Consider the following 12716-nt stretch of genomic DNA (forward strand, 5'->3'; position numbering starts at 1 on the left):
CGCATTTGCAGCAATGTGCAGCACCGTTGTTTATTTCTGTTTATTTCTGTTTATTTCTGTTGATTTTTTTCTTGAAGAACGCACCCATAAAAACCACAATACCTGGAGATGACATGAAACACACACTCGTAGCGGCAGCCATCCTGGCCTCCTTCTTCGCCGGCAGCGCCAGCGCCCAATCGTCCGTCACCGTGTACGGCTTGCTCGACGCGGGCCTGACGTCCGAACACGGCGGCGCGGACGGTTCCGTCACCAAGCTGGCCACCGGCGTGCAGTCGGGCAGCCGCATCGGCTTCAAGGGCACAGAAGACCTGGGCAATAATTTAAAGGCCAACTTCTTGCTGGAAAATGGCCTCGACCTCGATACGGGCGCCAACCGCCAGGGCGCCCTGTTCGGGCGCAAGGCGTATGTGGGCCTGTCCGGCGGGTTTGGCGCCGTGAACCTGGGCTTGCAACACAATCCGCTGTTTACCGCGCTGGACAATATCGACCCCTTCGAGACCGGCATGACGGGCGCCTCGATCAACCTGATGAGCGTGGCCAGCTTGCGCACGAAAAACTCCATCATGTACGAAACGCCGAAGGTGAACGGCTTGTCGGCTGCCGTCATGGTTGGCCTCGGTGAAAAGCCGGACAGCAACACCCTGGGCCGCACCATCGATTTTTCCATCGATTACGCCAACGGCCCGCTGGTGCTGACCCTGGCGCACGACAAGCGCAAGGACACGCCGCTGAACACGGCAAAAGTGACCTTGCTGGGTGGCACCTACGACTTCGGCCCCGCCAAGTTGCACGCCGCCTATGAGACGGACAAGGACGATGCGGGCACGGATTTCCGCGACTACATGCTGGGCGTATCGGCCCCCGTGGGCGCGGCGGGCAGCGTGATGGCGTCGTACATCCGCAAGGATGACCGCACGAACGCGCGCCGCGGCGGTCGCCAGCTTGCCATCGGCTACACCTATGCCTTGTCCAAGCGCACGAATCTGTACACCTCGTACGGGCGCATCAACAACGATGGCGCGGGCACCAACTTTGTCGGCGACGCATCGAGCGGCGGCAGCGTGCCCTTGCCAGGCCATAACTCGAGCGCCTTCACGGCCGGCATGCGCCTGAAGTTCTAGGACGCAGCGCAGGAGGTATCGATGGCGGGCTGTCTGTTGCGGATAGCCCGCCATTGTTGTTTCAGGAATGGCGCAAAGTCACGGATTCCGGATTCAGGAATGAAACAGTCCGATTTTTCATGAATTTTTATTGACAGCGCATTTCGCAACCGTTAAATTGAATGCGTATTTCAAATATCGGAACAAAATATACCGATTTTTTATAAAACCGTAAGGAGACTGAGCCATGACCGATTTGTCCGACCAAAAAGCCGCCGCCGCTGCCGCAGTGAATCCTCCCGCTTCTGTAGGCCCGCAAAAGATGACGCCTTCCGAAGCGTTCGTGGAAACCTTGGCCGCCAATGGCGTGACCGACATGTTCGGCATCATGGGCTCGGCCTTCATGGACCCGATGGATATCTTTGCGCCCGCCGGCATCCGTTTGATCCCCGTCGTGCACGAGCAGGGCGCCGGCCACATGGCTGACGGCTATGCCCGCGTCTCGGGACGCCACGGCGTGGTCATCGGCCAGAACGGCCCCGGCATCAGCAATTGCGTCACCGCCATCGCCGCCGCCTACTGGGCGCATACGCCCGTCGTGATCATCACGCCTGAGACCGGCACCATGAGCATGGGCCTGGGCGGTTTCCAGGAAGCGAACCAGTTGCCGATGTTCGAAGAATTTACGAAATATCAAGGCCACGTCACCCATCCTGCCCGCATGGCCGAATACACGGGGCGCTGCTTTGACCGCGCCATGTCGGAAATGGGACCGACGCAATTGAATATCCCGCGCGACTATTTCTATGGCGAAATCAAGGCGGAAATCCCCAAACCGAACCGCCTGGACCGTGGCGCCGGCGGCGAGCAAAGCCTCAACGATGCGGCGGAACTGCTGGCGAAAGCCAAGTTCCCCGTCATCATCTCGGGCGGCGGCGTCGTCATGGGCGAAGCGATCGACGAGTGCAAGGCGCTGGCCGAGCGCCTCGGTGCGCCCGTCGTCAACAGCTACCTGCATAACGACTCCTTCCCTGCCAGCCACCCGCTGTGGTGCGGCCCGCTCGGTTACCAGGGTTCGAAAGCGGCCATGAAACTGATCGCCCAGGCCGACGTTGTCGTCGCCCTCGGTTCGCGTTTGGGACCGTTCGGCACCTTGCCGCAGCACGGCATGGATTACTGGCCGAAAAACGCCAAGATCATCCAGATCGATGCGGACAACAAGATGTTGGGCCTGGTCAAGAAAATCTCGGTGGGCATCTGCGGCGACGCCAAGGCGGCCGCGAAAGCCATCCTGGCCCGCCTGGACGGCAAGAACCTCGATTGCGACGCCACGCGCGACGAGCGCTATGCCACGGTGCAAGCGGAGAAGGCGGCGTGGGAAGAGGAGCTGACGAACTGGACGCATGAAAAGGATGCGTACAGCCTGGACATGATTGAAGAGCAAAAGAAAGAGCCGGGCAGCTATCTGCACCCGCGCCAGGTCTTGCGCGAGCTGGAAAAAGCCATGCCGGAAGACGTGATGGTGTCGACCGACATCGGCAACATCAACTCGGTGGCAAACAGCTACTTGCGCTTTGAAAAACCGCGCAGCTTCTTTGCGGCGATGAGCTTTGGCAACTGCGGCTATGCGTTTCCGACCATCATCGGCGCCAAGGTTGCCGCACCGCATCGTCCGGCCGTGTCGTATGCGGGTGACGGCGCCTGGGGCATGAGCTTGATGGAAACGATGACTTGCGTGCGCCACAACATTCCCGTGACGGCGGTGGTGTTCCACAACCGCCAGTGGGGCGCGGAAAAGAAAAACCAGGTCGATTTCTATAACCGCCGCTTCGTGGCCGGTGAACTCGACAACCAGAGCTTCGCGGAAATTGCGCGCGCCATGGGCGCCGAAGGCATCACGGTCGACAAGCTGGAAGACGTGGGGCCGGCCTTGAAAAAAGCCATCGCCATGCAGATGAATGAAGGCAAGACCACCATCATCGAAATCATGTGCACGCGCGAGCTGGGCGACCCGTTCCGCCGCGATGCGCTGAGCAAGCCTGTGCGTCATCTGGACAAGTACAAAGACTACGTGTAATCAGTCAGCGCTATCCTTGTATGACCCCGGCTTGCCGGGTTTTATGTGCCAGAATCATCTGCATGCTTCCATGGTTCCGGCACTTTTTTACCGAATTGGAGTCGTCATGAAAGCCCTGCACCGCATCATTGCGCAAGCCTGCACCGTGCCGAAAAATATCGTCTTGTGCGAGGGCGACGATGTGCGCGTGCTGCAGGCGGCCGCGCGCGCGGCAAGCGAAGGTTTGGCGCACATCATCATCGTCGGCAAGCCGGTCGTCATCCTGGCGCTGGCGCGCGAACATGCGCTGGACCTGGACGCCGTGCGCCTGGTCGACCCGGCAGAGTCAAGCGAGTCGGAACATTACGCCCAGCAATTGTTTGTGCTGCGTCAAGCCAAGGGCATGACGGTGGAGCAGGCCAGGCTCGCCGTGCAAGACCCCTTGTGCTACGCCAACCTGATGGTGCGTTTGGGCGACGCCGACGGCTGCGTGGCGGGGGCCGTGCACACGACGGCCGACGTGGTGCGCAGCGCCATCCAGATCATCGGCGTCGATCCCGCCTTCAAGCTGGTGTCGAGTTTTTTCCTGATGATGCTGTGCGAACCTTTCCACAGCCTGAAGGGCGGCTTCATTTTTTCCGACTGCGCCCTCGTCGTCGATCCGAAAGCGGACGAGCTGGCCGACATCGCCATGGCAGCCGCCGACAGCGCGCAAGCCTTGCTGATGGAAGAACCCCGGGTAGCCATGCTGTCGTTTTCCACCAGCGGCAGCGCCCATCACGCGGCCGTCGACAAGGTGCATGCGGCCACGGACCGGGTCAAGGCCCAGCGTCCGTTGCTGGCCATCGATGGCGACGTGCAGCTCGACGCGGCCATCGTGGCCGAGATTTCGCAGCGCAAGGTCAAGGATTCAGTCGTCAACGGCCGCGCGAATGTGCTGGTGTTTCCGAACCTCGATGCGGGCAATATCGGCTATAAATTGGCCGAGCGCATGGGCGGCGCCGTCGCTATCGGCCCACTGCTGCAAGGCTTGAACAAGCCGGCCAATGATTTGTCGCGCGGTTGCAGCGCGATGGATGTGTACAACGTCATTGCGGTCACGGCCGTGCAGGCCCAGGGTGGGCGCTGAGTTGTTCAGCCTGCCCGTGCTGGCGCTGCTGGGCGTGGTGGCGGCGGGCACGTATTTCCAGACCGTCACGGGCTTTGGCCTGGGCATGATCGTCATGGGCGTGGCCAGCGGACTGGGCCTGGCGCCCGTGCCTGCGCTGGCGGCCCTCGTCAGCTTGCTGTCCCTGGCAAATTGCCTGGTGGCCTTGCCGGGTGCCTTGCACCACCTGGACTGGCGCGCCATCCGCGCCGCCAGCATCGGCTTGCTACCAGCCATGGCGGCCGGCGTCTTGCTATTGGGATATCTGGACCAGGCGTATGCGCCCGTCCTGAAACTCTTGCTGGGCGCGGCCATCGTGTATGGCGGCGTCAGCATCCTGCTGCAGGCGCCGCCGGGACCGGGCGCGGCCGATAAACGCAGCTTTTTCATCAGCGGCGTATGCGGCGGCCTGTTCTCGGGCCTGTTTTCACTGGCCGGGCCACCGCTCGTGTACCAGTTTTACCGCCAGGAAATGAGCCTGACCACCATCCGCTACAGCCTGATCTTTTTGTTTGCCATCAGCGCGGGTGGACGCTCGCTGATGGCGGGCAGCCAGGGCCAGCTGGACGCGAAAGTCTTGCTGCTGTGCATGTTGGCCTTGCCCGTCGGCGTGCTGGCCACGATGGCCGGCAAGCGCTACCCGCCGCCTATCGCACAGCGCGGCATGCGCCGCATCGCGTTTGCCGTGCTGACCGCCATCGGCATTTCGCTGATGCTCAGAAGCGGCATTCCGATATACAATATTTTATGAAAAAGATAATTTATCTGATGGTTTGCGCCTTCTCACTTGGAGGGGTAAGCCAATCTGTGCTGGCACAAATCGTTGTGCAGGCGGCTTCCGCCAAGCTCCAGCCTCAAATTGGTCGAGATGATAAAGGCTACTCGACATGTGGTATCCATGCCGTTGTACTCAATATCCAAGGCCAAAGTGTGGAGGTTTATGATTTTTCCATTAATATCCGCGCAAATATGCATGTGGGATTAATCAAAGCTGGGAAGATGCAGACATCTACAAAAGAAATGTTGGTGAACAAATCGCTGCCGACTGCTGTCCAGCCTGCTCCTATTAACTTCTGGATTGCAAAAGAAGCTGAAGGAAGCGCTCTCAGGCTACAGAAGATTATCCCTGTTGATACCCCTGGCTATATTCTAGCTGGAGCGGACCTCGTAAAAACTTACGACATTCTGCTTGGGATGGCTAACGGCGAACGCATCCAGTTCGCAACAAGATACAAAAGCCAGCGGTTAGATACTGTGGTCAGTTTTGGTACCGCGTTGCAAGATGTGGAGTTTCAACCCCTTATTACATGTCTAAACGGCGTCACCGATCGGCTCCAAAACGAGGCTGATTCTCAGGATTGACCGTTCAGCGTTGACGCCTCTTCCACATGGTCATTTACACCCTCAGCGCCACTTGCAAAATATGCAAAAAGCCTTTATATTCCCCGTTCTTTCTCGAACCTCTTCCTTATTGGAGTCAAAAGTGCCTCGCTACTTCGCCATCACCTGCTAACGCTGACGAAATGCTCTTTGCAGCATCGTTCGGCGCGTTGACGCCCCCGATTGCTGCGGCACTGCTCTTTCCGCACACGCATCCGTGACGCTAGTCTCGATCGTCCACGCCCGAATACGTCGTCAGCACCCCTGACCCTGTATGGACACGCACCGGTGAACGCGGCGTGGGACGCTATGTTTTTACAATCTTTACCCTTATTCAAATACCCGCGTACGCCGCACCTGGAAGGCTCGCGCCTGCAGGATGGCGACGACGGTTCCGACCAGATGCCCCTGAAGAAGCTGGCCGGCCAGTACGTCGTCATCGAGGAAAAAATCGATGGCGCCAACTCCGCCGTGTCGTTCAGCGATGCGGGCGAGGTGCTGCTGCAGTCGCGCGGCCATTACCTGGCGGGCGGCGGCAGCGAACGCCAGTTCAACTTGCTCAAACCGTGGGCGCATGCGCATGAACACGCCTTGCTGCATCTGCTGGAAGATCAATTTGTGCTGTTTGGCGAATGGTCTTACAGCAAGCATTCCGTGTTTTACGACCGCCTGCCCCATTACTTCAACGAGTTCGACGTGTATTGCCGCCGCAGCCAAATGTTTTTGTCGACGGCGCGCCGCCACGCCATGTTGGCCGGCTCGCCCGTGCTGTCCGTGCCCGTGCTGTATGCGGGTTTGATGCCCACGTCGCCGAAACTGTTGTGGCAGCTGCTGCGCCATTCGCTGGCCAAGTCCCGGCTGTGGCGCGACGCATTCGAGGGCGTGGTGGCGCGCGAACGCTTGCCGCTGGACCTGTGCTGGCAACAGACGGACAAGTCCGACCACGCGGAAGGCCTGTACCTGAAAGTGGAAGACGACGAGCAAGTGCTGGCCCGCTACAAGCTGGTGCGGCATGACTTTACGCAAACCATCCTCGACAGCGGTTCGCACCACAGCACGCGGCCCCTGATCCCCAACCAGCTGGCCGAGGGCGTCGACCTGTACGCGCCGCAGCCGCTGGTCACATGGGAAAGCCTGGGCTTGCATACCTGCGAGTCGCTCGATGAACTGGCAGCACGCTCAGGGAACACAACAAGGAGTACAAAATGATGCACTGGAAAACCCTGCAACAACTGGTGCCGCAAGTGGGCCAGTCGCCCGATTTCAGCGCCTGCCTGGCCGCTTTTCCGCAGCTGGAACTGGCCAAGACGACGCCGCAAAACCCCGTTTACCACGCGGAAGGCGATGTGTGGACGCATACGATGATGGTGGTGGCATCCCTGCTGGCCATGCCCGACTATCAGCAGGCCACGCGGGCGGAACAGGAAATTGTGTTCCTGGCAGCCCTGCTGCACGACGTGGCCAAGTGCAGCACCACGGTGATCGACCCGGCAACGGGCGCCATCGGCCAGCCCGGCCATTCGCGCAAGGGTGCGCTCGATGCGCGCATCGCCTTGTGGGATTGCGACGTGCCGTTTGCCGCGCGCGAGGAAATCTGCCGCCTGATCAATGTGCACCAGGTGCCGTTCTTCGCGCTGGAAACCTCGCGGCGCGGCGTCACGCCCGAATTTACCGTGCGCGAACTGTCGTGGCAGGTCGATATCCGCCTGCTGGCCATGCTGGCCGAGGCCGACATCCGTGGACGCATCTGCCCGGACCCGCAGCGCATACTCGATGCCATCGAGCTGTTCCGTGAACTGGCGCGCGAGGAAGGCTGCTATGGCCAGCGCAGGGTTTTTGTCGACGATCACACGCGCGTGAAATACTTTCGCGGCGCCGAGGCGCATCCCGATTACTCCCTGTTCCAGGAACCGGGATCGCACGTGATTGTCATGTCGGGCTTGCCCGCGTCGGGCAAGAATACGTGGGTGGACAAGCACCATCCGCGCCTGCCCGTCGTCTCCTTCGACGATGCGCGTACGGCCTTGGGCTTGAAGCATGGCAAGAACGAGGGGCAGGTGGGCGACTACGCGGAAGAGCGGGCGCGCGAACTGTTGCGCAAGGGCGAATCATTCGTGTGGAACGCCACGCATCTGTCAAAACTGATGCGCGAAAAGACGCTCAACCTGCTGTACAAATACCACGCACAGGTGGAACTCGTGTACCTGGAGCAGCCGCGCAAGGAGTTACTCCGGCGCAACGGCCAGCGCGATACCTCGCTCAGTAACAAGAAGCTGCAAGCGATGCTGTGGAACTGGGAAATCCCCTTGCCGATGGAAGCGCATGCCGTGCGTTACTGTGTCGATTGAAGTACTGTGGAAAGCGGCTTGTTCGCTGTTTTTTATGCGCGCATAAGCAATCAAAATAATAATTTTTATTTTAAAAATTGCAACAAACTGAGTATATTGCGACTCTTTCATTTATTACAATGAATTGCTTGGGTAGCTGAATGGCCAGGCTGTGGCGCGAGGGCCCTCCCTCGCGTTTCTTGTGTGAATCACTGCGTGATCCACTCTTCCTCATTGAATGAATAGGAGTCACCGATGCAAAAATCTCTCATCGCACTGGCTGCAGCCGCCTTGCTTGGCATTGGCGCTGCGTCTTCCGCTCAGGCGGCCACCCAGACCATCACTTTCAGCGCCGACCGCGCGCTGGGCGCCACCAACTGGACCGACACTTTGGGATTAGGAAAGTTCGATAGCAAACTGGGGACATTGACGTCGATCAAGTTCCACCTGGAAGGCGCCGTACAGGGCGCTGGCAAAGCGGAAAGCCTCGATGCAAGCGCATCCGACGTGACCCTGAGCCTGGCGTCGCTGCTGACCTTATACCGTCCCGATAATTCCACCTTGCTGGTGGCCAACCCGCTGTTCACGCAGACGTTTGCTCTGAGCGCCTTCGATGGCAGCATCGACTTTGCCGGCACCTCGGGCGCCAATACGGGACCCCGGTCGAGCACGGGCGCCAACTCCTACACAAGCGGCAGTGCCAGCGACTTCGCGCTGTTTTCCTCGGAGGGTGGTGGCTTGATCCAGCTGGGCCTGAACGCCATCGGTTCCTCGACGGGCAGCGGTTCCGGTAATTTGCTGACCCAGTTCCAGACGGCCGCTTCCGGCCGCGTGGCAGTGACGTATGAATACATCAGCGCCGTGCCGGAACCGGAAACCTATGTGATGCTGCTGACAGGCCTGGCGCTGGCCGGCGTGATGACGCGCCGCCGCAAGTCTACGGTGTGATCAGCGGTTCCCGCGTCCGGCGAGCAGCTGCGCGATCTCGCTGAATAGCGCATTGTTCAGCGAGGCGGGCAGGGTGGTGGCCAGGCTGCGGCTGTAGTAGGCGCCCAGGTCCAGGCCAAGTCCCAGCCCGCAGATTTCCACGGCGCCCTGCGCTTCGCGGCGCGCCACCACTTGTTTCAGATGTTGCGCCAGGTAAAACTCGTCGTTGGCCAGATTCGTGGCCGTATCCATCGGGCAACCGTCAGACACGACGAGCAGGATGCGCCGCCGTTCCGGGCGCGCCAGCATGCGCTGGCAGGCCCAATCCACGGCTTCGCTATCGACGCCTTCGCGGTACAAGTCCGCTTTCAGCAGGGCGGCGATGTCGGGCCGCGCGCGGCGCCAGCTGGTATCGCCATCCTTGAAGAGCATGTGCACGAGTTCGTTCAAACGGCCTGGCTGCGCCGGAGAGCGTGCGCGCATCCAGTCGCGTCTGACTCTTCCCCCATTCCAGGCGCCCGTCGTAAAACCCAGCAACTCCGTGGTGATGCCCGCCTGGTCCAGCGCGCGCAGCAGAATGTCGAGCAGCACGGCCACGGATTCCGCATGCGTCTTCATGGAACCGGAGCAATCGACGAGAAAGGTGACCAGGCAATCGGCCTGGGGCAGGAATTGTTCCTTGCGAAACAGCCTGCGCTCGGAAGGCGAGCTGATCAGCTGCGCCAGGCGGCGCCCGTCGATAGTGCCTTCTTCCTCGCCGAACGACCAGCCATCGCGCTGTGGCGCGGCCAGCCGTTGCGTAAAGTGCCGCGCCAGGCGGGCCGTGTTGATGCCCAGGCTGGCGATGCGCGCATCCATGCGCTCACGGTATTCGAGCAGCAGGGCGCGGCGCACCAGTTCGCCCGCGTTTTCTTCGCGGTCATACGCCGTGCTGTAAGTCCGGTAGGCACCATCGCCATCGCTGAAGGCGCGGCTTTCGCCCAAGGGAGCCGCATCGGGCAGATGGTCGTTGTCGCTGTCGAAATCGAGCAGCAGCTTGAAGACTGCCTGGGCTTTCGCGTCGTCGGCCGCGTTTTGCTGGTCATCCTGCGCCGCCTGCGCCTCTTTCAGCATGCCATCGACGGCGTGGGCGATGGCCAGCGCGTGGCGCGCAAACGCAGCCTGGGCCAATCGGTGGCGGCGCAGACCCGCCAGGTCGCCGCTCAGCGCGGAGGAAACCGACCAGCGCGTGGCTTCGATGAAATCTTCTGTCTTTTCCAGCACGGGCCTGGCCGTCAGGCGCGACCAGCACATCTGGAATACCGTGTACAGCAGCAAGCCGGAAGCGCCTTCGGCCAGGCCGGAATCGTAAAACGCGTGCGACCAGGCCGTAAAGCGGTGGCGCAGGTTGTTGATCACACCGGCATGTTGATCAGGCGCAAGCGTTTCTACCCGCAATTGCTCCAGCAGCTCGAACACCAGACGCGCCACGGGCTCGACCGGACACAGCGACTTGTGCAGGGCCGCGTCCGTGTGCAGCAAACGCAAGGCCACGCTGTCGGCCGCGCCGCGCAGCGATGGCAAGTCTTGCAGCGCTGCATCGGGCTGCAGATGGGCTGCGTGGATGGACAGGGGACGGTGGCCGTCGTGCAGGCGCCGGCCCCGGTAACGGATGCTGGAAACCCCACTCAGCGCGCGGATGGCGCCCGCGCACAGCTCATCCGTTTCCTGCTGCTCGCGCGTGTAGGGGGCTGGCGCGGTCGCTTCCGTACTCATGCCTGGCTCGCCAGCAATTCCTCATTGAAACAGCGCTGGTAGTATTCGGCCACCATGGGCCGCTCGGCCTCGTCGCATTTGTTGAGGAAGGATAGGCGGAAGGCCAAGGCCGGGTCGCGGAAGATCTGGCAATTTTCCGCCCAGGTGATGACGGTGCGTGGCGACATCAAACAAGATAGGTCGCCCGCCGCATAGCCGTGGCGCGTGAGGCTGGCCACGGCCACCATGCTGCTCGCCAATTGGCGGCCCGCCTCGTCGTTCATGGCCGGGACGCGCGCCAGCACGATTTCCATTTCTTCCGCCTGTGGCAAGTAGTTCAGGCTAGCAACGATATTCCAGCGGTCGATCTGCGCGTGATTCAGCACTTGCGTGCCGTGGTACATGCCGTTCAAGTTACCGAGGCCCACCGTATTCGAGGTGGCGAACAAACGAAAATGGGGATGCGGCGTGATGACGCGGTTCTGGTCGAGCAGGGTGAACTTGCCGTCGCGCTCGAGGATGCGCTGGATGACGAACATCACGTCGGGGCGGCCCGCGTCGTACTCGTCGAAGATCAGCGCCACGGGCCTTTGCAGCGACCAGGGCACGATGCCTTCCTGGAATTGCGTCACCTGCTGCTGTTCGCGCAGCACGATGGCGTCCTTGCCCACCAGGTCCAGGCGGCTGATGTGGCCATCGAGGTTGACGCGCACGCAAGGCCAGTTCAGGCGTGCCGCCACCTGCTCGATATGTGTGGACTTGCCCGTGCCATGCAAGCCTTGCACCATCACGCGGCGGTTGTGTGTGAAGCCGGCGAGTATCGCCAGGGTCACGTCCTGGTTGAAGCGGTAGGCGGGGTCGATGTCGGGCACGTGCGCGTCGCGTTCCGTGAAGACGGGCACGAGCAGGTCACTGTCGATATTGAACAGGCTGCGCACGGACTGCAAGGTTTGCGCCGCTGCGGCGGGGGGATGTTGGCGTGAATCTGGCACCTTGTTCTCCTGTGAAACCGCAGCATGGGCGCCACGGTGGTTATGAATTACCGGCTGAATGCGCGGCTTGTAATGCTGCGTCGTCGTCCCCGCCCGTCGTCGGCATGGTTTCCGATTCGATGGCGGCCAGGGCTTGTGCGGCGCGCTGCAATGCTGGCAAGAAATGTAAAGCCTTGTCGTGCGTCAAACGGATGATGGGCGCCTGGATCGCCACGGCCAGGTTCGAGCGGCCGTTCGGGTTCGGCACCAGCACGGCGACGCATAGCAGGCCGGGCAGGAATTCCTCGTCGTCCAGCGCATAGCCGTTGCGGCGCACCAATTCCAGTTCGCGTTCCAGCTTGACGGGGTCGGTCTCCGTCTTGTCCGTAAAGCGCGTCAATTCCATGTGGCCCAGCAGGCGGCGCCGTTGCACGGGCGTCATTTGCGCCAGGAACAGCTTGCCGCTCGACGAGCAGTGGGCCGGCACGCGCGAGCCGGGATGCAGATAGAAGCGCAGCGGGGCCGCCGTTTCCACCCGGTCCAGGTACACCACTTCGCTGCCGCTGAAGGCCGTCAGGTTGCAGCTTTCGCCCACTTCCTCGACCAGCTGGCGCAAGACCATGCGGCGGGCACCATGGAAAGTGTTGTTAATCAGCAGGTTCGACGCCAGGCGGCGCAGGCGCACGCCTGTGCTGTAGTGGCGGCCATCGCTTTCGCGCTGCAGCACGCCCACGCTTTCCAGTTGTTGCAGCATGCGGTGCAAAGTGGGCTTGGGCAGGCCCGTTTCTTCCACCAGCGCTTGCAGCGACAGCAACTGGTCTTTCTCGGCAATCACTTCCAGCAAGGCAAACAAACGCATCGTGGGCGTGTCGCCTTCCAGTTTTTCCGGCTCAAGTTTTGGGGATGAAATCATGTCCATGGTGGCCTCGGTTGGGTAGCGATGAGTGTTACTTCAGCTTATTTCATTTTCGAACTCAAATTGTACCGTTTCCTTGAAAATCTGTTTGACTTTTGATTCCCGAACGCTTAAATTGAATTGTATATCAAATTTCGGAACAAAATATACCGATT

The 12716-nt window shown here is 60.8% G+C and carries 11 protein-coding genes; 8 read left to right on the plus strand and 3 right to left on the minus strand.

Features of this window, described 5'->3' with window-relative positions:
* Window positions 1-113 precede the first annotated feature (113 nt).
* The 8 genes from ACQ4W7_RS12855 to ACQ4W7_RS12890 all read left to right on the plus strand — a co-directional run bounded on the left by ACQ4W7_RS12855 (window position 114) and on the right by ACQ4W7_RS12890 (window position 8961).
* On the plus strand, window positions 114-1124 hold the full coding sequence (locus tag ACQ4W7_RS12855) for a porin (RefSeq protein ID WP_436530898.1): 1011 nt from the start codon (window positions 114-116) through the stop codon (window positions 1122-1124).
* 226 nt (window positions 1125-1350) lie between these two features.
* Window positions 1351-3180, plus strand: a complete 1830-nt coding sequence (gene xsc / locus ACQ4W7_RS12860; protein WP_436530900.1) for a sulfoacetaldehyde acetyltransferase — start codon at window positions 1351-1353, stop codon at window positions 3178-3180.
* A 106-nt stretch (window positions 3181-3286) separates the two neighbouring features.
* Window positions 3287-4288, plus strand: coding sequence for a phosphate acetyltransferase (pta, locus tag ACQ4W7_RS12865; protein WP_436530902.1), 1002 nt, complete (start codon window positions 3287-3289; stop codon window positions 4286-4288).
* Complete coding sequence (locus tag ACQ4W7_RS12870; protein WP_436530904.1) at window positions 4278-5057, plus strand: TSUP family transporter; 780 nt, start codon at window positions 4278-4280, stop codon at window positions 5055-5057. The genes pta and ACQ4W7_RS12870 overlap by 11 nt, the downstream gene beginning before the upstream one ends.
* Entirely contained in the window at window positions 5054-5668 is a 615-nt protein-coding gene (locus tag ACQ4W7_RS12875) for a hypothetical protein (RefSeq protein ID WP_436530906.1), read from the plus strand. The genes ACQ4W7_RS12870 and ACQ4W7_RS12875 overlap by 4 nt, the downstream gene beginning before the upstream one ends.
* A gap of 327 nt (window positions 5669-5995) precedes the next feature.
* On the plus strand, window positions 5996-6895 hold the full coding sequence (locus tag ACQ4W7_RS12880; protein WP_436530908.1) for an RNA ligase family protein: 900 nt from the start codon (window positions 5996-5998) through the stop codon (window positions 6893-6895).
* Window positions 6892-8034, plus strand: coding sequence for an AAA family ATPase (locus tag ACQ4W7_RS12885; protein WP_436530910.1), 1143 nt, complete (start codon window positions 6892-6894; stop codon window positions 8032-8034). Before ACQ4W7_RS12880 ends, ACQ4W7_RS12885 begins: the two co-directional genes overlap by 4 nt.
* A 234-nt stretch (window positions 8035-8268) precedes the next feature.
* Window positions 8269-8961 carry a choice-of-anchor E domain-containing protein gene (locus ACQ4W7_RS12890; protein WP_436530912.1) on the plus strand — a complete coding sequence of 231 codons (693 nt, stop codon included), beginning with the start codon at window positions 8269-8271 and terminating at the stop codon, window positions 8959-8961.
* Here the strand turns inward: ACQ4W7_RS12890 and ACQ4W7_RS12895 are convergent, their stop codons facing one another.
* From ACQ4W7_RS12895 to ACQ4W7_RS12905, 3 genes are read right to left on the minus strand one after another with little or no spacing between them, the layout of a single operon-like run.
* Window positions 8962-10695, minus strand: coding sequence for a cobaltochelatase CobT-related protein (locus ACQ4W7_RS12895; RefSeq protein WP_436530914.1), 1734 nt, complete (start codon window positions 10693-10695; stop codon window positions 8962-8964).
* Window positions 10692-11666: an AAA family ATPase gene (locus tag ACQ4W7_RS12900; protein ID WP_436530916.1), complete on the minus strand. Its 975-nt coding sequence runs from the start codon at window positions 11664-11666 to the stop codon at window positions 10692-10694. Before ACQ4W7_RS12900 ends, ACQ4W7_RS12895 begins: the two co-directional genes overlap by 4 nt.
* Before the next feature lie 40 nt (window positions 11667-11706).
* The gene (locus ACQ4W7_RS12905) at window positions 11707-12558 is read right to left on the minus strand and encodes an IclR family transcriptional regulator (RefSeq protein WP_436505154.1); all 852 of its coding nucleotides are present in this window, start codon (window positions 12556-12558) and stop codon (window positions 11707-11709) included.
* Window positions 12559-12716: the final 158 nt, after the last annotated feature.

The organism is Janthinobacterium algoris (assembly GCF_051380935.1).
In the GTDB taxonomy this organism is placed as follows: domain Bacteria; phylum Pseudomonadota; class Gammaproteobacteria; order Burkholderiales; family Burkholderiaceae_D; genus Janthinobacterium.

Coding starts and splice junctions, on each gene's coding strand:
- ACQ4W7_RS12895 (WP_436530914.1), bottom strand. CDS start 10,695: ATGAGTACGGAAGCGACCGCGCCAGCCCCCTACACGCGCGAGCAGCAG.
- pta (WP_436530902.1), top strand. CDS start 3,287: ATGAAAGCCCTGCACCGCATCATTGCGCAAGCCTGCACCGTGCCGAAA.
- ACQ4W7_RS12875 (WP_436530906.1), top strand. CDS start 5,054: ATGAAAAAGATAATTTATCTGATGGTTTGCGCCTTCTCACTTGGAGGG.
- ACQ4W7_RS12880 (WP_436530908.1), top strand. CDS start 5,996: ATGTTTTTACAATCTTTACCCTTATTCAAATACCCGCGTACGCCGCAC.
- ACQ4W7_RS12855 (WP_436530898.1), top strand. CDS start 114: ATGAAACACACACTCGTAGCGGCAGCCATCCTGGCCTCCTTCTTCGCC.
- ACQ4W7_RS12905 (WP_436505154.1), bottom strand. CDS start 12,558: ATGATTTCATCCCCAAAACTTGAGCCGGAAAAACTGGAAGGCGACACG.
- ACQ4W7_RS12890 (WP_436530912.1), top strand. CDS start 8,269: ATGCAAAAATCTCTCATCGCACTGGCTGCAGCCGCCTTGCTTGGCATT.
- ACQ4W7_RS12885 (WP_436530910.1), top strand. CDS start 6,892: ATGATGCACTGGAAAACCCTGCAACAACTGGTGCCGCAAGTGGGCCAG.
- xsc (WP_436530900.1), top strand. CDS start 1,351: ATGACCGATTTGTCCGACCAAAAAGCCGCCGCCGCTGCCGCAGTGAAT.